Raw genomic sequence first — 19,488 nt, 5'->3', positions numbered from 1 at the left:
GTTCTATCAGAGTTGCCCTCCTCATATGATTGATGAGAAAGCTTCCGGGCGTTTGGCCGGCCCGCACCCTAAGCGCAGAGTCCTCTTTTTATGATTTTATACGAAATTGCGCGAAAGCAGGTCATAAATCCGTACCGGATACATATGATGATACTAGTCCAAATGCATGTCCGAGCATTCGGAGTTTAGCGCGGGACCGTACGTTCCGTATCGCCAAGCGGCTAAGCTACGAGCGGGCATACGAAGGTCCGGTTAGTGTCCTGCTTAGGGACATGATTACCGGCGGAACGCGAAGTCGATGCTCTGCAGGCATTTTTTCTTCGGAAGTATATGAGGAGGGGATCTCTTTTGGAAAAAGTCGATATTTTCAAGGACATTGCCGAGCGAACCGGCGGAGATATTTATCTTGGCGTCGTCGGCGCGGTCCGCACGGGTAAATCAACATTTATTAAGCGCTTCATGGAAACCATTGTTTTGCCCAACATCACGAGTGAAGCTGATCGGGTAAGAGCAGTAGATGAGCTTCCGCAAAGTGCGGCCGGCAAAACGATTATGACAACAGAACCGAAATTCGTCCCTAACAATGCGGTGCAAATCAAGGTCGCGGAAGGGCTGGAGGTAAACGTCCGACTGGTTGACTGTGTTGGTTATGCGGTTGACGGGGCCAAAGGCTATGAAGACGAGAACGGTCCGCGGATGATCTCGACGCCGTGGTTCGAAGAACCGATTCCGTTCCAGGAAGCCGCGGAGATTGGCACCCGCAAAGTCATTCAAGAGCATTCTACACTGGGCGTAGTCGTCACTACCGACGGCACCATCGCCGAAATCCCCCGCAGTTCATATGTGGATTCGGAAGAACGCGTCATTGCCGAATTGAAGGAAGTAGGAAAGCCGTTTGTGCTTGTCATTAACTCTACCCGCCCTCGCAGCGAGGAAGCGCAGCAGCTTCGCAGCGAACTTGCCCTCAAATACGATATTCCGGTCATGACCCTTAGTGCAGCCAGCATGTCGGAGGATGATGTGACCGGCGTCCTGCGCGAAGTACTCTACGAGTTCCCTGTGCATGAAGTGAATGTGAATTTGCCGAGCTGGGTAATGGTCCTTGGCGAGAACCACTGGCTGCGCAGCAGCTATGAGAATTCAGTTCGCGATACGGTCAAAGACATTCGCCGCCTGCGTGATGTCGATCGGCTGGTGTCCCAGTTCACGGAATATGACTTTATCGAAAGAGCTGGCCTCAGTGGAATGAACATGGGGCAAGGGGTAGCCGAGATTGACCTGTTTGCTCCAGAAGAGCTGTACGATCAGGTTCTGGTGGAAGTGGTCGGGGTCGAAATTCGCGGCAAGGATCATCTGCTGCAGCTTATGCAGGAGTTCTCACACGCCAAGCGCGAGTATGATCGCTTCTCCGAGGCGCTGGAGATGGTCAAGACCACAGGCTATGGTATAGCCGCACCTTCGTTAGCTGAAATGGCGCTGGATGAGCCGGAGCTGATCCGGCAGGGCTCGCGCTTCGGGGTCAGGCTGAAAGCAACAGCACCATCCATTCATATGATCCGCGTTGACGTCGAATCGGAATTCTCACCGATTATCGGGACGGAGAAGCAGAGTGAAGAGCTGGTCCGCTATTTGATGCAGGATTTCGAGAACGATCCGATCAAGATCTGGGAGTCTGATATCTTTGGACGGTCACTGCACTCCATCGTCCGCGAGGGTATTCAGGGCAAGATTGCGATGATGCCGGACAATGCCCGCTATAAACTTCAGGAAACGCTGGGCCGGATCATCAACGAAGGCTCGGGCGGACTGATTGCTATCATTCTTTAACGGAATAGACACACTGAAAGAGCAGGGATCATCCTGCTCTTTTTTGCTTGTTACAGTTGCTTTTATGTCAGCATAGGGCTAGGAAATCATGCAACATCCCGATCCCGGCTGATACTTTCTGCTCCTTTTTTAAGTAACGCCTTGAAATTATGGATGGGCTGTATTACTATAAGTTTGTTGCGCTTTTAGGGTCTAAGGGCGCCATTGTACTTTAATAAACGGGATTATCACGTATATTTTGCGTTGAAACGGAAAGAGTGAATGATACCGGAAATTTGCCCAGGGAGGTGAAAAGATATGAATAAATCTGATTTGATCAATGTTGTTACTGAAGCAACTGAACTTCCCAAGAAAGATGCTACTAAAGCGGTAGATGCTGTTTTTGAAGCCATCGCGGAAGCTCTGCAAAACGGTGACAAAGTTCAACTGGTTGGATTCGGAAACTTTGAAGTGCGCGAGCGTTCTGCACGTAAAGGCCGTAACCCGCAAACTGGTGAAGAAATCGAAATTCCTTCTAGCAAGGTCCCAGCGTTCAAACCGGGTAAGGCGCTTAAAGACGGAATCAAATAAAGATTTCTACATATCGACCCGATTTTTCGACAAACACGATGCCGCCCTCCCAGGCGGCATTTGTTTTTGGAAACAGTATTAGGGCAGGCCAATAGGCTCAGAGGAGGATCAGAGATGACGGAGAACAAGAATGGCGGGAACCCGCTTCCCTCAGGAAGCGACTACATCGTGATCAAGGCTAAGGAAAACGGAGTACAGGTGATTGGGTTGACACGTGGTCTGGACACACGGTTTCACCATACAGAAAAGCTGGATAAAGGCGAGGTACTGATCGCCCAGTTTACCGATCATACCTCAGCGATGAAAATCCGCGGAAAAGCCGAAATATGGAGTAAACACGGACAACTGGAGAGCGAGAGCTGAAAAGCAGGCATAGCCTGCTTTTTTTCGAAATATAAGTAAGTATGAATCTATTTCATAAATCCATAAGTGAGCGTCTAGTCATCGATAATTGCACCTATTCGGGTTGAAATCCGCATTATGAGATTGATCCAGTATGGTCTTTTCGTATAAACAGACAATGAGGCGGAAACGCTGGATAGGAGGGGGACGTGACTATGAATAAAACTTGGTGGTTAGGTGCCTTGCTGCTGCTGACTGCTGGCTCGGCTATACTGCTGCCGCAGCTGGCAGAGCTGGAATCATCCCTTCGGCAGGATCGCGGAGCGGTTGAGACCTTCAGTGAAGACAGCAATATCGTGCTGGATGACACTAACCTTGTGGATGCCATAGGCTCGCTCCCCCTGACGCTAACCATCGGCAGTGTTGGCTGGGAGAACGGGGTATTATCTCTGGACCTGATGGTAACAGGGAATGATCACGAGCCTGAGGAGCTGTACCGCAATATGGCCAAGGCAGTTGCTTTTGCTATTCAGGATACCTCTAACGTGGATCAGCTGCTGCTGCGTGTCGTTGCTGAAGACAAGTGGACCCAGACACGCAGATTACTGCTGGCTGGAGACATTCGCCGGCGGGAATGGTCGGGAGAACTGCAAAAGGAACTTCTGAACACGGGGAATCGTCCCCTCTCGGAACATCTTAAAAGCAGTTTCAGGATTAGCGAAAGCGACCTGTGGCAAAACCAGTTCATTTCTCCCTGATCTGGGTAAAAGAAACTAGGACGCCTTATCGTGCGTCACAAAAAAACATGTGATATAATAGACAAGATTGTGAGCAAAGATATAGTAATAACGTCAATGGCTTCGGAGGCTGAAATGAAACCGTACCGCATACCGCAACTGGCTAAACCCTACACTGACTACGACATGATTCAGCGGCACACGGAATTGCCGCCGTTTTCCGATGGCCGGAGTCATTTGTTATATATTTTTCTGAACCGGGGCTCCTCTGCTGAAGGACAGAACAGTGAGCTGTACACGCTGGTAACTGCGCTGGCGCAGCTTGGTCTTGATACCCATGAGGGAATTGATCGGTCGGAGAATGATCCTGGCGGCGATCTTATGCGCTCTCGTCAATTGAAAGTGCTGGCTGGTGATTATTTCAGCAGCTGGTTCTACCATTTGCTGTCAAAGCGCGGTGAAGTGGAGCTTGTCGGTACACTAAGTAACGCAATTGCCGACTTTAATATCACTAAAGCCCAGCTCTACAGAAAGATGAAGGGCATGCTGCTTTCTGCTGATGAATATTTGCGGTACAAGGCACAGCTCAACATGGTGCTGTTTCTTTCTTTTACACCTAAGATCGAGCCCGTACTTGCCGGATTGTGGGAGAAGCTACTCGCCGAAATCAGCCTGTGTGAGGCGCTGGCTACGGAATTGCGACGCAGCAATGATCTCTCTCAAGCACTGGACAGTTACAGCTACTGGAAGATGCTGGAGACAGCGTCTGAAGAGGAGCAGCGGTTGTTGCGGAGCAGAGAAATCGATCTGAAGGATTGGAAGAAGCTTATGATGAAGTATAAATGTGATTCCCTGCTGACGGACAAGCTGCATCAATGTATCCAGTCCATACAGGGACTGCTGCAGGGAGTAAAGGATGAGGGGCTTCTTACTGAACTAAATGCCTTGCTTGATGTCTTCCTGCTGCAGATAGAAATTCCGGGACAAGCAGCCGTGGAGGGGTAATGATGACGATGGAGAAGACAACGGCTTCCGTCCAGGGGGACGGAGTCAAACCTAAAGAGCAATTTGTACATTCTGTATTCGAGAGTATTGCCGGCAAATATGATGTCATGAATGATATTATAAGCTTCCGGCGCCACAAGTCGTGGCGGAAATTTGCAATGAAGAAAATGGCTATGCGTCACGGAGATACCGCTGTAGATCTGTGCTGCGGTACTTGTGACTGGAGCATCGCCCTGGCCGAGAAGAGTGAAACGGGCTCTGTGATGGGTCTCGACTTCAGTGCGGGCATGCTGGCGGTTGGTCAACGTAAGATAGAGGAGCGCGGCCTGCAGGACCGTATTTCGCTGGTCGAGGGCAATGCGATGGAGCTGCCGTTCGGCGATAATTCCTTCGACTATGCAACAATCGGCTTTGGCCTCCGCAATGTGCCTGATCCTGTGCAGGTCTTGAAAGAGATGCAGCGCGTGGTGAAGCCGGGAGGCATGGTTGTGTGTCTTGAGCTGTCCAAGCCGATGACACAGCCTTTCAAGGGTGTGTATTATTTTTATTTCCAAAGAATACTTCCTTTAATGGGCAAGCTGTTTGCAAAGCGCTATGAGCAGTACAGATGGCTGCCCGAATCATTGGCTCTGTTCCCTGACCGGGAGCAGTTAGCTGCTATTTTCCGTGAAACCGGACTGAACAAAGTGGAATCCTTCCCCTTGACCGGAGGCATCGCGGCACTACACATTGGGCTCAAGGAGAAGTGAGATGTTTAAGAAAATCGGCATCTTTTTGCAAATGATCAAGTTTGAACATACAGTATTTGCTTTGCCCTTCGCATTTATGGGCGCATTACTCGGTTCGGTGGTTATGTTTGGTACGCTGCCGTCCTGGGCGCAGATTGGCTGGGTTGTTGTGGCAATGTTTGGCGCACGAAGCGCGGCTATGGGCTTAAACCGGCTAATTGATCGGGTCAGTGACGCCAAAAATCCGCGTACAGCGGGACGAGCCATCCCGGCAGGCCTGCTCAAGGTCGGGGAAGTCGTCATCTTTATCGCTGTTTCGTTCTTTTTGCTCTTCTGGGCTGCTTATAAGCTGAATCCGCTGTCGATGAAGTTATTACCGATAGCCGTCTTTTTACTTGTTTTTTATTCTTTTACCAAACGTTTTACTTGGGCATGTCACCTTATTCTTGGTTTGACTGTGGCGCTAGCTCCACTCGGCGGCTGGGTGGCAGTAACCGGAACTGTTGATATCACGGCTATGGTATTCTATTTTACAATTGTTTTCTGGCTTGCAGGCTTTGATGTTATTTATGCTTGTCAGGATGTGGAGTTCGACAAGAAGGAAGGGCTGCACTCCATTCCTGTGCGGTTTGGCGTGGCTAAGGCGCTGGTTATCGCCCGCGTATTTCATATTTTGACCAGTGTTGGCTTCATTTCTTTGCTCTTCATGACCAATTTGAGCTGGTGGTATGCAGCTGGAATGATTATTGCGTACATTATACTGTTCTATGAGCACTATATTGTTACCCCAAATGACTTAAGTCGTTTGCAGACTGCTTTCTTCACCATGAACGGCGTGCTCAGCATCGTCGTGTTCTCATTCACATTGATTGACCTGGTGGTGCAATACTATAAATGATTACTTCTACACCTAAAAGTTATGTTGTGGGCATTACGGGGGCGAGCGGCGCGGTATACGGCGTTCGCCTGACGGAGACCCTGCTGTCCATGGGGCATACCGTGCATCTTGTGGTAAGTACTGCCGGCTGGCGTGTATTCAAGGAGGAGCTGGGCTTCGCCGTCACAGACCGGGAAGGCTTTTTGAACGATACGTTCAAAGGCCATCCCGGTTCTCTGCATTATCACCCTGTTGCCGATATTGGAGCTTCGATCGCCAGCGGCTCTTTTCGTGTGGAGGGTATGATTATAATGCCGTGCTCCATGGGTACACTCTCCGCAGTAGCCAATGGCGCTTCTGATAACTTGATGAGTCGTGCGGCGGATGTCATGCTGAAGGAAGGACGCCCGCTGGTGCTGGTTCCGCGTGAGACGCCACTGCATGCGATACATCTGGAAAATATGCTGAAACTGGCACGTTTGGGTGTTCGCATCATTCCAGCCATGCCGGCATTTTATCATGGACCGCAGAGTATGGACGATCTGATTAACTTTATGGTCGGCAAGGTACTGGATAACTTGAATATTGAACATCATCTATTTCGTAGATGGGGGGAGTAAAGAGATGAGCAACAGTGCTACTGTAATTGGAAAAATAAGTTATACCAACTCATGGCCGGTCTTTCACAACTTTCATCCTTCTTCCCTGAAACATCCGGCGACAATGGTCAGTGAGGTGCCAGCCGTTCTGAACCGGGGCATGAGTGAGGGGAGCATTCATGTGGGTGCACTTTCCTCCTTCGCTTATGCTGAGGCCAGTGACCGTCTGTTGTTGCTTCCCTCTCTGTCGGTCAGTTCAGACGGACCTGTAAGGTCCATCCTGCTGTTCTCCAAGAAGCCGCTGGAAGAAATTGCGGATGGAATCATAGCGGTTACCAACACATCGGCAACTTCGACTAATCTGTTGAAGATAATTATGCAGAAGGCTATCGGAGGACACCCGCAGTACATAAGTGCAGAACCTGATTTGGACGCAATGATGGAGGTCGCCGACGCCTGTCTCTTGATCGGAGATAATGCCATCAAGGCTTCCTGGCAGAATAAGGGGTATATGGTGACAGATCTCGGTGAGTTCTGGAAAAAGTGGACCGGACTTGGCATGACCTTTGCAGTCTGGGCTGTGAACCGGGATGCGGCGCGTAACCAATTCGCTGCGGTCGCGGAGATCGCTGAAGCCTTTGCGGAGAGCAAACGGCGCGGGGTGCGTGATCTTGCTCCGATTGTGTCCGAAGCCATGCGTACGGTTGGCGGTACGGAGGCTTACTGGTACGGATACTTCCGCAATTTGTGTTATGACTTTGAAGAAAGGCAGCAGGAAGGTTTGAACCTCTATTTCCGCTATGCCTATGAAATGGGCCTGCTGCCGCAGGAAGTGAAGATGGAGCTTTGGAGCCACAATCTGCTGACACGGGTGAAGGAATGAAACGACTGCAAATATTTGGCATGCTAAATAAGGATATGGACCAGATTGAAAAAGAACTGTACCGCAGTGTTCAGGGTGACGACGAACTGCTGACCGAGACCTCACTGCATCTGCTGAAGGCTGGGGGCAAACGCCTGCGCCCTGTCTTTGTACTCATGGGTGGCAAATTCGGAACCTATGACCTGGAGAAGCTGAAGCGGGTGGCTGTTCCTCTGGAGCTGATTCACAGCGCTTCACTGGTACATGATGATGTCATAGATGATGCCGAGCTGCGCCGCGGCGAGCAAACGGTTAAAGCCAAGTGGGATGATAAAATTGCCATGTACACAGGGGATTATATCTACGCCAAGGCGCTTGTGATGACTACTGAGCTGAAGAATCCGCGCATTCATGAGATTTTATCCAGAGCGATGGTGGAAATGTCTATCGGAGAGATGGAGCAGATCCGGGATTTTTTTAACAGCGGGCAGAGTGTACGCCATTATCTGCGGCGCATCCGCCGTAAGACAGCACTGCTGATTGCGATCAGCTGCCAGCTTGGCGCGCTTGCTGCAGATGCGGAGCCAGGGGTGGCGCGGCTGCTCTATAATTACGGATACAACGTCGGTATGGCGTTTCAGATCCGTGATGATCTGCTCGATCTTTCCGGGACGGAGAAACAAATCGGGAAGCCGCCGGGTAGTGATATGAGACAGGGTAACATCACCCTTCCTGTCATTTATAGCCTGGAGGATGAAAGCTTACGGCTTCCTCTGCTAGAGGAGCTGGATGCTATTCGCAAAGGTCAGAGAGGGGTAGGCCGTGCCATTGATCTTATTCTGTCGGGAGAGGGGATTACCAGGGCCGAGGATCTGGCTTCCCGTTATATTGAGAAGGCTCTGACTGCGCTTGAAGCACTGCCGAATAACAAGACGAAGCGAAGCCTTCGTGATATTGCTTTTTTCGTAACAGGTCGGGCTTATTAAATGATTTAAGCGTTCACATATCGCCCGGTTTCTGCTAATATCAGAAAGTATATACTTCCTTAATTCTCATAAACACCCATCCTATGTATAGGAAAATGGAGAGTGACCTATGGAAAAAACATATCTGATGATTAAGCCGGACGGTGTTCAGCGCGGATTGATCGGGCGGATTGTGGCCCGTCTGGAGGATAAGGGCTTTAAGCTGGCTGCTGCCAAGCTGATTCAAGTTACGGAAGAGCAGGCCAAGAGACATTATGCAGAGCATGAAGGCAAGGATTTTTTCCATGAGCTGGTGGGCTTCATTACGTCTGGTCCTGTATTTGCAATGGTCTGGGAAGGCGATGATGTGATTGCCCTGAGCCGTCTGCTCATCGGCAAGACCAAGGTTGGGGAGGCACTGCCGGGAACAATCCGCGGTGATTTTGCCAGTCACACCCCGCTTAACTTGATTCATGGTTCCGATTCGCCGGAAAGTGCGGAACGGGAAATCGCCAATTTCTTTGCTCCCGAAGAATTGGTGCAGTATAACAAAGACATCGCAGTCTGGATGTAAGTTTCGGGCGGGAGGCAGGAGATAGAATGTCTGATCTTGATAATCAAACAGTCACAACAGACCCGGATTATCTCGGGTTTATTCATAACGTCAAGCAGAGCACAGGTATCGACCTGGCTCAGTACAAAGAAGCGCAGATGAAGCGTCGTCTGACCACGTTGCGGATGAAAAATAATTATAGAAGCTTCACCGATTTCTACGCGGCGATGCTTAAGGACAAGGCCTTATTCTACGAATTTTTGGATCGGATGACGATCAATGTCTCCGAATTTTGGCGTAATCCTAATCGCTGGGAAGTGCTGCGGGATGTCATCCTTCCAGAACTGGAACGTTCCAGCCGTAAGCTGAAGCTGTGGAGTGCAGCTTGTTCGACAGGGGAAGAGCCGTATACGCTGGCCATGATCCTGTCCGATAAGGGCATTCTGGGGCATACAGGTATTCTTGCTACAGACATTGATGATGGTGCCTTGGCAAAGGCGAAGCAGGGCCTGTACCTGGAGCGTTCCATCAAGGATGTGCCGAAGGATGTGGCGGCCCGCTACTTTGCACCTGAAGGTCCGGTTCTTAAGGTCAGCGACTCTCTGAAGAAGCATGTTGATTTCCGCAAGCAGAATTTGCTGCTGGACAAGTTCGATGACGGGTTCGACCTCATTATTTGCCGCAACGTGATGATCTATTTCACGGAGGAAGCGAAGCATAAGCTGTATCACAAATTCGCACAAAGCCTTCGTCCCGGCGGGTATCTTTTTGTCGGCAGCACGGAGCAGATCTTCACCCCGGGCCAGTATGGCTTTGAAACGACGGAAACGTTCTTCTACCGGAAAAAATAAAATCTTCTTTTCTATCTTTTAAGCAGCCTGTACGTATACTTTGCACTGGTTCCAGCGATACTGGATCTTAGATAGCATTCCCAGTACGAAGCGAAAGGTCGTTTAACTGATGGACAAAAGTAAGGTTATTGCCGCCTACCGGCGCGGTTTCATTACCGTTCGTGAGTGCGGGCAAATTCTCGGCATGGATGATGTGCAGCTTAAGACCCTGTTACAGCTAGAGGCGGACAATAAAGTCTTGCCTGAGGGCAGACGGCGTGTCGGCAGCTGATCTGCATCATCCGGGCCCAGAGGGGCGTCGTTTATACCCAAAAGGGTATAGGCGGCGCTTTTTAAGTTCCTGGGGGGATCTTTGCAAGGAAGTGAAGTTCCTTGTCAAAGCGGATTCCCTATACTATAATGAGCAAAGATCATCAACATTTTAGCGGTTTACAGTTTAAAAGTGTGAAGGGGGAACGCAGCATGAGTTTACGCTATTTAACAGCGGGGGAAACGCACGGCCCCCAGCTTACTGCCATTATCGAGGGATTGCCAAGCAATCTTACACTGAATTTTGAAGAGTTGAATTTCCAATTGCAGCGCCGTCAAAAAGGATATGGCCGTGGCCGGCGGATGCAAATTGAGAAAGATACCGCCCAGATTGTTGGAGGGGTACGTCATGGTTACACCACAGGTGCGCCAGTAGCGCTAGTTGTAGAGAATAAGGACTGGACGCACTGGAGAAATATCATGAATATCGAGCCGATTCCGGGCAGCGACGAAGAGAAACGCCGGGTTAATCGCCCACGTCCAGGTCATGCGGATCTTAACGGTGGATTGAAGTACAACCATACCGACCTGCGTAATGTACTGGAGCGCTCCAGCGCGCGCGAGACGGCAGCAAGAGTGGCCTGCGGCGCGGTGGCTAGACAGTTTCTGGCAGCGTTTGGCGTGAAAATTGCTGGACAGGTTATTCGAATCGGCGAGATTGAAGCGCCTGCGAATGATCTACCTATCGATGAATTGATCGCCCGTACAGAGGAATCCTCTGTAAGAGTTGTGGATAAAGAGACAGAACAAAAAATGGAGTCCTACATAGACAAGATCAAAGAAGAAGGCGACTCCATCGGAGGCATCGTCGAGTGTATTGTTGAAGGTCTTCCTATCGGACTAGGCAGCCATGTTCAGTCTGATCGCAAGCTGGATGGTGCCATTGCCGGAGCGGTAATGTCCATCAATGCGTTCAAGGGCGTGGAGATCGGTATCGGCTTTGAAGCAGGCAAGCTGCGCGGTTCGCAGGTGCATGACGAGATTGCCTACGAGGCCTCCAAAGGGTACTACCGGGCGAGCAATCGTCTGGGCGGTTTTGAAGGTGGCATGACCAACGGCATGCCGGTAGTGGTTCGCGGCGTTATGAAGCCAATCCCTACGCTCTACAAGCCACTGCAAAGTGTGGATATTGATACGAAGGAGCCGTTCACGGCCCAAGTGGAACGTTCGGATGCATGTGCAGTGCCAGCAGCTTGTGTAGTTCTGGAGAACGTTGTGGCATGGGAGATTGCGAAAGGCTTCCTCGACAAATTCGGTGGAGATTCCATGGAAGAAATCAAGGCCAACTATGACAACTACCTCGCCCAACTGGAGCGTTACTAGTCATGCGCAGCATCAGGGTAGAATTGGGTGAACGTTCTTATCCGATTCATATCGGCAGCGGCTTGCTGGCGGAAATTGGTGAGCGATGTGCGGAGGCCGGATTCCCGGTTCGCAGCCCGCTGCTGATCGTCAGCGATTCGGAAGTAGCCCCGCGCTACCTTCCGGCGTTGGAAGCTGCCTTAAGGGACTATGGATATACTGTTGTTCATCACATTATTGCAGCTGGTGAAGCTTCCAAGTCGCTGGCCGTCTATGAAGAGGTAATGACTACAGCCATCCAGGCTGGACTGGACCGCCGTTCGGCGGTGCTGGCCCTGGGCGGTGGTGTTGTTGGTGATTTGGCTGGCTTCGTGGCCGCAACTTACATGCGGGGAATCGGATTCCTCCAGATTCCTACAACGATTCTGGCACATGACAGTAGTGTAGGCGGCAAGGTGGCAGTGAATCATCCGCTGGCGAAGAATATGATCGGTGCTTTTTATCAGCCGTCAATGGTGCTCTATGATTTGGATACGCTGGCTTCATTACCGGCACGTCAAGTCTCTTCCGGCCTTGCGGAAGTAGTGAAGCATGGCCTCATCCTGGATAAGGATTTTGCTTACTGGTGTCGGGAGCATGCGGCTGAACTGCTGGCACTGCAGCCTGAAGCTCTAGGTTATGCGCTAGAACGCGGCTGTGCCATTAAGGCTCAGGTCGTGTCAACCGATGAACGTGAGCAGGGTCTGCGTGCCATTCTGAACCTTGGGCACACAATCGGCCACGCGATTGAAGCGGTTGGCGGCTATGGAGTATTCCTGCATGGGGAAGCCATTGCGATTGGAATGGCAGGTTCGGCACTTCTGGCTGTGAAGCTGGGTCGTGACAAATCTATCTATGATGAGACAGTCTCCATGTTGACGTCGCTTGGACTTCCAGTCACTCTTCCTGCCGAGTACAGTGAGGACGAGCTGATGGAAGCTATGATGCATGACAAGAAATTCAAGGAAGGCCGAATGACCTTTATCGTACCGGATGATATCGGAACGGTAAGTATTGTTGATGATGTGCAGGCATCGCTGGTACGCGAGGTTATTGCACAGCTCAAGAAGGAGGGAAGCCCGTGGTAAACCGGGGAATTCGCGGAGCAACAACTGTGACGGGCAATGAAGAAGCGGAGATTCTGCGGGAGACCGTTGTGCTATTGCGAGAAATCGTAGAACGCAATGATGTTATTGCCGAGGATATTTGCAGTGTCTGGATTACGATGACTGAGGATCTGGATGCTACATTCCCGGCCCGAGCCATTCGGGAGATGGAAGGCTGGGAAATGGTGCCGCTAATGTGCGCCGTTGAGATACCAGTCAAGGGCAGCTTGCCTCAATGTATCCGTCTGATGGTACAGGTTAATACGGAGAAGGCACAGCGTGAGATCCATCATGTTTATTTGAATGAAGCGCGTAAGCTTCGTCCAGATCTATCACAGAGCAAGTCATAAATTAATGATTCGGGGTTGTCAGTGACCTCTGTCATCATGTATAGTGTAGTTAGCCGAGTATAGCAGAGATTAGTTTAGTTGAGATGAGTATAGCAGAGTTGAGTACAGGATTTAGATGAGATTAGCTGAGAGCATAGAGTGAGAAGGATTCTTTTTTGAGTGGACTGATTACGGGATAAGTGTATTCAGTGCAGCCATTTAGGGATATTTCTGCAAATGCGCTGCTGATTGTCCTATGCTCTATTTCATATACTTACTTACACAAACCTCTACTTCGGTAGAGGTTTTTTTGATTTTTATAAACCAACCATTCCCTCAGGAGGTAACCTAATGACGAATCCGAGTGTTGAACAAGTAGTGGCACTGTCGCGGGACTATAATCTGATCCCTGTCGTAAAACGGCTGCTTGCCGATATGGAGACGCCGATCCGGCTCTTCCAGCGTTTTGCTTCACGTGACCATGCATTTTTGCTTGAAAGTGTGGAGGGCGGCATCCAGTGGGCCCGGTATTCCTTCATTGGCAGCGACCCGTTCCTGTTGATCTCCGGCAAAAAGGGAGTGATCGAGGTTGAGGTTGGTGGTGAGAAAAAGCACCTGAAAGGCAAGCCGATAGAGGAGCTTAAGGCGCTACTTCGTTCCTACCGTAGTCCCAAGCTGCCTGAGATGCCTCCGTTTACGGGTGGAGCTATCGGATTCTTCGGATATGATCTGCTACAGTATTACGAGAAGCTCTCCCCGCATGCTAATGATGATCTGAAGATGGATGATATCCGTTTTATGTTTTGTGACCGGATTATTGTGTTCGATCATGTGAAGCAGCAGCTTCTGCTGATTGGCAATCTGCATATTAAGGACGGCGACACCGATGCAGATATTCGCGCAAGTTATGAGGCCCTTAGTGCGGGACTGGAGGAAATGGCCGAAGAATTGCAGAAAGAAGGGCCCAAGGAGAACGTTAACAAGCGTAGTCTTCCAGAAGATATTGAGCTGGGAGATATCCACTCAAATCTGACGAAGGAACAGTATATGAACAATGTGGAGCAGGCCAAGGAGTATATCCGGGCCGGAGATATTTTTCAAGTGGTGCTGTCACAACGGCTGCATATTGAAACTGAGGTCTCACCGCTTCATGTCTATCGTCTGCTGAGAACACTTAATCCTTCACCCTATATGTATTATCTGAAAATGGATGAGGAGATCATCGTCGGCACCTCGCCAGAGGCATTAGTCAAAGTGGATGGTAGCCGGGTGGAGACGCGGCCGATCGCCGGAACCCGTCCCAGAGGTGTGAATGAAGCTGCGGACCGTGCGCTGGCTGCCGAATTGCTGGAGGATGAAAAAGAGCGCGCCGAGCATTTGATGCTCGTCGATCTTGGACGTAATGATCTCGGCCGGGTCTCGAAATTCGGCACCGTAAAATGCGATTCATTCATGGAGATTGAGAAATACTCGCATGTCATGCACATGGTCTCCGGAGTGTCAGGTACACTGGCTGAGGATAAGGATTTCTTCGATGCCTTCCTCTCCTGCTTGCCGGCGGGAACAGTCTCTGGTGCACCGAAGCTGCGGGCGATGGAAATCATCGCGGAGCTGGAAAAGGAAGCGCGGGGCGCTTATGCAGGCGCTATAGGTTATCTCGGGTTTTCCGGTAACATGGACTCCTGCATCACGATCCGCACCATTATTTTCCGTGAAGGCAGAGCCTATGTGCAGGCTGGGGCGGGAATTGTGTGGGATTCCGTTCCTGAGAAAGAGTACGAAGAAACAATGAACAAGGCGAAAGGCATGCTGAAGGCGATCCGGATGGCAGAAGCGATGTTTCCGGCACAAGTCAAAGAGAAACAGGTAATCAATCAGGATTACATGTATGAATATACCCCTTGATAGAATCATTCAACTGAACAGGAGGAAGAGAGCATGGAGGCAACGAAATTGATACAATCGGGACTCGCCGGTTTGATAGAAGGCAAGGATCTTTCCCGTAACGAGGCGCGGGACATTATGGGCGCGATTATGGACGGAAAGGCATCTTCTGCACAGATTGGTGGCCTGCTAACCGCACTGCGGATTAAAGGGGAAACCGTAGATGAAATTACCGGGTTTGCGGAAGCGATGCGCGGCTTCGGTACGCATGTATCTACAGAGAGTGCCCGTCTGCTGGACACTTGCGGCACAGGCGGCTCGGGTATTCATAAGTTCAACATTTCCACAGTCTCGGCGATTATTTCGGCTGCAGCGTCTGTAAGGGTCGCCAAGCACGGCAATCGTTCGGCCTCAGGACGCGCTGGCAGTGCTGATGTGCTGGAAGCTCTGGGCGTTAATATCCATCTCAATGCCGAGCAGGCACGTCAATGTCTGGACAGTATCGGCATTTGCTTCCTGTTCGCACAGATCTATCATCCCTCCATGCGGCATGCGGCGGCACCACGCCGTGAGCTGGGTGTTCGTACAGTATTTAACATGCTTGGTCCACTAACTAACCCCGCTGGTGCAGACCGCCAGCTTCTTGGCATCTATGACCGCAGCAAGACAGCAACCATAGCGACTGTCCTGAAGGAGCTTGGCTCCAAGCGGGCTATGGTCGTCAGCAGCCTGGATGGTCTGGATGAGATCAGTATCTCTGCACCGACACTGGTGTCGGAGCTGAAGAATGGTGTGGTTAGCACCTATGAGGTGACACCACAGGAGCTGGGTCTCACTATGCACCCGCTGGAAGACGTACTGGGCGGAGATGCAGCTGAGAATGCCGCAATTATTACATCGGTACTGCAAGGCCAAGTCAGCCCATACCGGGATATTGTTCTGGCGAACGCGGGAGCCTGCATCTATGTAGCAGGTCTTGCCGATACGCTGGCCGGAGGCGTGGAGAAGGCTAAGGCAGTAGTAGATTCAGGGCAGGCATTATCCAAGCTGGAACAGCTTGTAGCGATGACGGAGGAACTTAACTATGTATCTTGATAAAATTGTTGCCACCAAAATTAAAGAAGTAGAAACGCTGGCGGCCAACTTTTCCTTAGCCCAGGCTGAACGCGAGATTGCAGCACTGCCGGGAACCAGAGGCTTCCGTGAAGCCCTGGTGAGCCGCAGGAACCGGGAAATGGGGCTGATCGCCGAAGTGAAGAAGGCGTCACCGTCCAAAGGGTTGATCCGTGCTGATTTCGATCCTGTTGCCATTGCCAGGGGTTATGAAGCAGGAGGCGCGGATTGCTTGTCCGTGCTGACGGACAAGGAATATTTTCAAGGCAGCGGCGCTTATCTGCAGCAGGTTCGCGAGGCTGTTGGCCTACCGCTGCTGCGTAAGGATTTTATCATCGATGAGAAGCAAATCTATGAAGCCCGCCTGCTTGGCGCGGACGCGGTGCTACTGATCGCGGCTATCCTTACACCGACAGCGCTGGCTTCGTTCACAGATACGGCCGCGAATCTTGGTCTCGATGTGCTGATTGAGGTACATGATCGTAGCGAGCTTGCGACAGTATTGGATACCGGAAAAGGAACGGCCCCGCATGTGCTGCTGGGGATCAATAACCGTAATCTGCGGACGTTCGAGACTTCGCTTGCCACCACAGCAGAGCTGGCCGGAGAAATTCCGGCGGGTGTGCCGGTGATCAGCGAGAGCGGGATTGCCGGACCTGCGGATATCGCCTATTTAGCCACAAGAGGGGCGCAGGGTGTGTTGGTCGGAGAGTACTTGATGCGCCAGCCAGATGTAGAGACTGCAGTGAATGTTCTGCTGGGTCCTCTGCCCGAAGGAAAGGGCCGTGTCCGTCATGGCTGAGACAAAGGTAAAAATCTGTGGACTTCAGGACGTTGAAGTGCTAAAATCTATGGAGCGCTTGTCTTTGGATTATATCGGGTTCGTCTTTGCTCCCAGCCGTCGAAACGTGACGACGGAAAGAGCCGCAGAGCTGATTGCGGAGCTGCGGAATTGGAAGACCGGCAGCATTCCCAAGGCTGCCGGTGTCTTTGTCAACCCTGAGCTGGCAGAGCTCAGAGAGTTGCTTGATGTCGTGCAGCTGGATGTCATTCAGCTGCACGGGAACGAGAGTCCGGCGTTTTGCCGGGCGGTGAAGCTTGCTTTTCCTGAAGTTCAGGTATGGAAGGCCCTATCGGTGCAGGAGACGGGCGGTGCTGCTGCCGGGAAAGGTCTGGCTTCTCTTGAATTGTACGCAGGGAGTGTAGACGCGCTCCTGCTCGATACCTACGATCCTTTGCAGAGTGGAGGTTCCGGCCGTACCTTTGCCTGGGAACTGATACCGGCTTACCGAGAAGCGGCTGCTGCACATGGACTGCCGCTGTTTGTCGCTGGCGGGCTTCATCCCGGCAATGTTGGGGAGCTGCTGGAGCAATACGCGCCGGACGGCGTAGATGTCTCCAGTGGTGTAGAGAGCGACGGCATCAAGGATATTATCAAAATGACCGCTTTTGTGGAAAGGGTGAAGCAATCATGACACAGGTACCGGATCAGCATGGACGTTTCGGTTCTTTCGGGGGCCGCTTCGTACCCGAGACTTTGATGAATGCACTGATTGAGCTGGAGGAAGCCTATCGCAAGCACTCGGCAGACCCTGCTTTTCAGGAAGAAATAGATTATCTGCTCAAGCAATACTCCGGGCGGGAAACGCCGCTGTATTACGCGGAACGCCTTAGCAAGCATCTGGGCGAAGCCAAAATCTATCTGAAGCGGGAAGACCTGAACCACACTGGTGCGCATAAAATCAACAACGCTATTGCGCAAGGGATTCTGGCTAAAAAGATGGGGAAAACGAAGGTGATCGCCGAGACCGGTGCAGGCCAGCATGGTGTTGCTACCGCTACTGTGGCAGCACTGCTCGGGATGGAGTGCAAGGTATTCATGGGTGAGGAGGATACTCGTCGTCAGGCCTTGAACGTTTTCCGCATGAAGCTGCTTGGCGCAGAGGTCATTCCTGTAACCTCCGGTACGCGAACGCTCAAAGATGCCGGTAATGAAGCACTCCGCTATTGGGTCAGTCATGTAGATGATACGTTCTACGTGCTGGGTTCAGCGGTAGGGCCGCACCCGTATCCGATGATGGTCCGCAACTTCCAGCGGGTGATCGGGGATGAGACCCGCCGTCAGATTCTGGAGGCCGAAGGCCGTCTGCCAGATCTGCTGGTCGCGGCTATTGGAGGAGGCAGCAATGCCATCGGGATGTTCTATCCTTTTGTGGAAGATGAAAATGTTGGACTGATCGGTGTTGAAGCAGCGGGTAAAGGGGTGGACACGCCTTATCATGCAGCTACCATGAGCAAGGGAACCCATGGGGTCTTCCAGGGCTCTATGAGCTATCTGTTGCAGGATGAATATGGTCAGGTGCAGGAAGCTCACTCCATATCGGCAGGTCTGGATTATCCGGGTGTTGGACCAGAGCATTCCTATCTGAAGGATATCAAGCGTGCGCAGTATGTGCCGATCACTGATGCTGAAGCGCTGGATGCACTGAAACTGCTGTGTGTCACAGAAGGTATCATTCCTGCCTTGGAGTCGGCTCACGCCATTGCTCAGGTAGTGAAGATTGCGCCAACCTTGACGAAGGATGATATCGTAGTCATCTGTTTGTCCGGCCGTGGCGATAAGGATGTAGAATCGATTATGGCGTACACGGAAGGGGCGGAAAAAGCATGACAACCGAAACGACGAACCGGATGGATCTGGTGTTCCGGAAGCTGAAGGCAGAAGGACGTACGGCGTTGATTCCTTTTCTTACCGTGGGTGATCCCGATCTGGAGACGACATTGGCCATTATCGCCGAACTGGAAGCCGCCGGAGCGGACATCCTGGAGCTGGGAGTACCTTATTCCGATCCGCTTGCTGACGGTCCGGTCATTCAGCGGGCTTCCACACGGGCGCTGCGCGGACAGGTTAATATCCGCACTTGTATGGAGACCGCGCTCAAAGCGCGTCAAGCCGGCAGCCAGCTGCCGTTCATTTTGTTCACCTACTACAATCCCGTGCTGCAAATGGGCCTGGACAACTTTTTTGCCGAACTCGATGCTCATGAAATCAGTGGATTGATTATTCCTGATCTACCCATCGAGGAAGCGGAGGATATGCGCAGCCGCAGCCGCGCCGCCGGAATTAATCTCGTACCGCTGGTGGCTCCAACCTCTAGCGAACGTATCGCCCGAATCGTGAATGGGGCCAGCGGTTTCGTGTATTGCGTATCTTCGCTGGGTGTTACGGGGGAACGGTCCTCTTTTCATGAAGGCGTCGATGCCTTTATCCAATCCGTACGCGAAGCGACAGATCTTCCGGTTGCTGTGGGATTTGGAATTTCGACTGGTGAACAGGTAGCCCGCTTCGCCAAGATATGTGACGGGGTTGTGGTGGGCAGTGCGATCGTCCGCAAAGTGGAGGATGTGATTCCCCTGCTGGATAGCCCTTCCACTCGCCAGGCGGGGCTGTTGCAAATTCGTGAATTTGTGGCACAATTAAAACCATAAC

The 19,488-nt window shown here is 51.5% G+C and carries 22 protein-coding genes; all 22 read left to right on the top strand.

Going from position 1 to position 19,488, the window contains the following annotated elements:
- Positions 1-348: 348 nt before the first annotated feature.
- On the top strand, positions 349-1,827 hold the full coding sequence (spoIVA, locus tag HPT30_RS23325) for a stage IV sporulation protein A (RefSeq protein WP_175373703.1): 1,479 nt from the start codon (positions 349-351) through the stop codon (positions 1,825-1,827).
- Between the two features lie 297 nt (positions 1,828-2,124).
- Complete coding sequence (gene hbs / locus HPT30_RS23320; RefSeq protein ID WP_066363296.1) at positions 2,125-2,397, top strand: non-specific DNA-binding protein Hbs; 273 nt, start codon at positions 2,125-2,127, stop codon at positions 2,395-2,397.
- A 114-nt stretch (positions 2,398-2,511) separates the two neighbouring features.
- Entirely contained in the window at positions 2,512-2,760 is a 249-nt protein-coding gene (mtrB, locus tag HPT30_RS23315; RefSeq protein WP_175373702.1) for a trp RNA-binding attenuation protein MtrB, read from the top strand.
- Between the two features lie 194 nt (positions 2,761-2,954).
- Positions 2,955-3,497, top strand: coding sequence for a hypothetical protein (locus tag HPT30_RS23310; RefSeq protein ID WP_175373701.1), 543 nt, complete (start codon positions 2,955-2,957; stop codon positions 3,495-3,497).
- Between the two features lie 114 nt (positions 3,498-3,611).
- A complete protein-coding gene (locus HPT30_RS23305; RefSeq protein WP_175373700.1) occupies positions 3,612-4,481 on the top strand; it encodes a heptaprenyl diphosphate synthase component 1 in 870 nt (289 codons plus the stop codon).
- Positions 4,482-4,483: 2 nt separating this feature from the next.
- Positions 4,484-5,230, top strand: a complete 747-nt coding sequence (locus tag HPT30_RS23300) for a demethylmenaquinone methyltransferase (protein WP_175373806.1) — start codon at positions 4,484-4,486, stop codon at positions 5,228-5,230.
- Between the two features lies 1 nt (position 5,231).
- Complete coding sequence (locus HPT30_RS23295; protein WP_175373699.1) at positions 5,232-6,107, top strand: UbiA-like polyprenyltransferase; 876 nt, start codon at positions 5,232-5,234, stop codon at positions 6,105-6,107.
- The gene (locus tag HPT30_RS23290) at positions 6,104-6,706 is read left to right on the top strand and encodes a UbiX family flavin prenyltransferase (protein WP_175373698.1); all 603 of its coding nucleotides are present in this window, start codon (positions 6,104-6,106) and stop codon (positions 6,704-6,706) included. Before HPT30_RS23295 ends, HPT30_RS23290 begins: the two co-directional genes overlap by 4 nt.
- A gap of 4 nt (positions 6,707-6,710) precedes the next feature.
- A complete protein-coding gene (locus HPT30_RS23285; RefSeq protein WP_175373697.1) occupies positions 6,711-7,568 on the top strand; it encodes a menaquinone biosynthetic enzyme MqnA/MqnD family protein in 858 nt (285 codons plus the stop codon).
- On the top strand, positions 7,565-8,533 hold the full coding sequence (locus HPT30_RS23280; RefSeq protein ID WP_175373696.1) for a polyprenyl synthetase family protein: 969 nt from the start codon (positions 7,565-7,567) through the stop codon (positions 8,531-8,533). Before HPT30_RS23285 ends, HPT30_RS23280 begins: the two co-directional genes overlap by 4 nt.
- A 109-nt stretch (positions 8,534-8,642) precedes the next feature.
- On the top strand, positions 8,643-9,086 hold the full coding sequence (gene ndk / locus HPT30_RS23275) for a nucleoside-diphosphate kinase (protein WP_175373695.1): 444 nt from the start codon (positions 8,643-8,645) through the stop codon (positions 9,084-9,086).
- 26 nt (positions 9,087-9,112) lie between these two features.
- Positions 9,113-9,916, top strand: coding sequence for a CheR family methyltransferase (locus HPT30_RS23270; RefSeq protein ID WP_175373694.1), 804 nt, complete (start codon positions 9,113-9,115; stop codon positions 9,914-9,916).
- A 109-nt stretch (positions 9,917-10,025) separates the two neighbouring features.
- Positions 10,026-10,187, top strand: coding sequence for a hypothetical protein (locus HPT30_RS23265; RefSeq protein WP_175373693.1), 162 nt, complete (start codon positions 10,026-10,028; stop codon positions 10,185-10,187).
- Positions 10,188-10,378: 191 nt separating this feature from the next.
- Positions 10,379-11,548, top strand: coding sequence for a chorismate synthase (gene aroC / locus HPT30_RS23260; RefSeq protein WP_175373692.1), 1,170 nt, complete (start codon positions 10,379-10,381; stop codon positions 11,546-11,548).
- Between the two features lie 2 nt (positions 11,549-11,550).
- On the top strand, positions 11,551-12,654 hold the full coding sequence (gene aroB / locus HPT30_RS23255; RefSeq protein WP_175373691.1) for a 3-dehydroquinate synthase: 1,104 nt from the start codon (positions 11,551-11,553) through the stop codon (positions 12,652-12,654).
- Complete coding sequence (gene aroH, locus HPT30_RS23250) at positions 12,648-13,022, top strand: chorismate mutase (protein ID WP_066363256.1); 375 nt, start codon at positions 12,648-12,650, stop codon at positions 13,020-13,022. The genes aroB and aroH overlap by 7 nt, the downstream gene beginning before the upstream one ends.
- 330 nt (positions 13,023-13,352) lie before the next feature.
- Positions 13,353-14,906: an anthranilate synthase component I gene (gene trpE, locus HPT30_RS23245; RefSeq protein WP_175373690.1), complete on the top strand. Its 1,554-nt coding sequence runs from the start codon at positions 13,353-13,355 to the stop codon at positions 14,904-14,906.
- Positions 14,907-14,939: 33 nt separating this feature from the next.
- Positions 14,940-15,980, top strand: a complete 1,041-nt coding sequence (trpD, locus tag HPT30_RS23240; RefSeq protein ID WP_175373689.1) for an anthranilate phosphoribosyltransferase — start codon at positions 14,940-14,942, stop codon at positions 15,978-15,980.
- Entirely contained in the window at positions 15,970-16,800 is an 831-nt protein-coding gene (trpC, locus tag HPT30_RS23235) for an indole-3-glycerol phosphate synthase TrpC (RefSeq protein ID WP_175373688.1), read from the top strand. The genes trpD and trpC overlap by 11 nt, the downstream gene beginning before the upstream one ends.
- The gene (locus HPT30_RS23230; protein ID WP_175373687.1) at positions 16,793-17,473 is read left to right on the top strand and encodes a phosphoribosylanthranilate isomerase; all 681 of its coding nucleotides are present in this window, start codon (positions 16,793-16,795) and stop codon (positions 17,471-17,473) included. Before trpC ends, HPT30_RS23230 begins: the two co-directional genes overlap by 8 nt.
- Positions 17,470-18,669 carry a tryptophan synthase subunit beta gene (gene trpB, locus HPT30_RS23225; protein WP_175373686.1) on the top strand — a complete coding sequence of 400 codons (1,200 nt, stop codon included), beginning with the start codon at positions 17,470-17,472 and terminating at the stop codon, positions 18,667-18,669. The genes HPT30_RS23230 and trpB overlap by 4 nt, the downstream gene beginning before the upstream one ends.
- Positions 18,666-19,487 carry a tryptophan synthase subunit alpha gene (gene trpA, locus HPT30_RS23220; RefSeq protein WP_175373685.1) on the top strand — a complete coding sequence of 274 codons (822 nt, stop codon included), beginning with the start codon at positions 18,666-18,668 and terminating at the stop codon, positions 19,485-19,487. The genes trpB and trpA overlap by 4 nt, the downstream gene beginning before the upstream one ends.
- Position 19,488 lies beyond the last annotated feature (1 nt).

Source organism: Paenibacillus agri (genome assembly GCF_013359945.1).
GTDB lineage: Bacteria > Bacillota > Bacilli > Paenibacillales > Paenibacillaceae > Paenibacillus_AQ > Paenibacillus_AQ agri.
The sequence above is the reverse complement of the archived record's forward strand: the minus strand, read 5'-3'. Positions and strand labels throughout refer to the sequence as shown.

Coding starts and splice junctions, on each gene's coding strand:
- hbs (WP_066363296.1), top strand. CDS start 2,125: ATGAATAAATCTGATTTGATCAATGTTGTTACTGAAGCAACTGAACTT.
- mtrB (WP_175373702.1), top strand. CDS start 2,512: ATGACGGAGAACAAGAATGGCGGGAACCCGCTTCCCTCAGGAAGCGAC.
- HPT30_RS23310 (WP_175373701.1), top strand. CDS start 2,955: ATGAATAAAACTTGGTGGTTAGGTGCCTTGCTGCTGCTGACTGCTGGC.
- HPT30_RS23305 (WP_175373700.1), top strand. CDS start 3,612: ATGAAACCGTACCGCATACCGCAACTGGCTAAACCCTACACTGACTAC.
- HPT30_RS23300 (WP_175373806.1), top strand. CDS start 4,484: ATGACGATGGAGAAGACAACGGCTTCCGTCCAGGGGGACGGAGTCAAA.
- HPT30_RS23295 (WP_175373699.1), top strand. CDS start 5,232: ATGTTTAAGAAAATCGGCATCTTTTTGCAAATGATCAAGTTTGAACAT.
- HPT30_RS23290 (WP_175373698.1), top strand. CDS start 6,104: ATGATTACTTCTACACCTAAAAGTTATGTTGTGGGCATTACGGGGGCG.
- HPT30_RS23285 (WP_175373697.1), top strand. CDS start 6,711: ATGAGCAACAGTGCTACTGTAATTGGAAAAATAAGTTATACCAACTCA.
- HPT30_RS23280 (WP_175373696.1), top strand. CDS start 7,565: ATGAAACGACTGCAAATATTTGGCATGCTAAATAAGGATATGGACCAG.
- ndk (WP_175373695.1), top strand. CDS start 8,643: ATGGAAAAAACATATCTGATGATTAAGCCGGACGGTGTTCAGCGCGGA.
- HPT30_RS23270 (WP_175373694.1), top strand. CDS start 9,113: ATGTCTGATCTTGATAATCAAACAGTCACAACAGACCCGGATTATCTC.
- HPT30_RS23265 (WP_175373693.1), top strand. CDS start 10,026: ATGGACAAAAGTAAGGTTATTGCCGCCTACCGGCGCGGTTTCATTACC.
- aroC (WP_175373692.1), top strand. CDS start 10,379: ATGAGTTTACGCTATTTAACAGCGGGGGAAACGCACGGCCCCCAGCTT.
- aroB (WP_175373691.1), top strand. CDS start 11,551: ATGCGCAGCATCAGGGTAGAATTGGGTGAACGTTCTTATCCGATTCAT.
- trpE (WP_175373690.1), top strand. CDS start 13,353: ATGACGAATCCGAGTGTTGAACAAGTAGTGGCACTGTCGCGGGACTAT.
- trpD (WP_175373689.1), top strand. CDS start 14,940: ATGGAGGCAACGAAATTGATACAATCGGGACTCGCCGGTTTGATAGAA.
- trpC (WP_175373688.1), top strand. CDS start 15,970: ATGTATCTTGATAAAATTGTTGCCACCAAAATTAAAGAAGTAGAAACG.
- HPT30_RS23230 (WP_175373687.1), top strand. CDS start 16,793: ATGGCTGAGACAAAGGTAAAAATCTGTGGACTTCAGGACGTTGAAGTG.
- trpB (WP_175373686.1), top strand. CDS start 17,470: ATGACACAGGTACCGGATCAGCATGGACGTTTCGGTTCTTTCGGGGGC.
- trpA (WP_175373685.1), top strand. CDS start 18,666: ATGACAACCGAAACGACGAACCGGATGGATCTGGTGTTCCGGAAGCTG.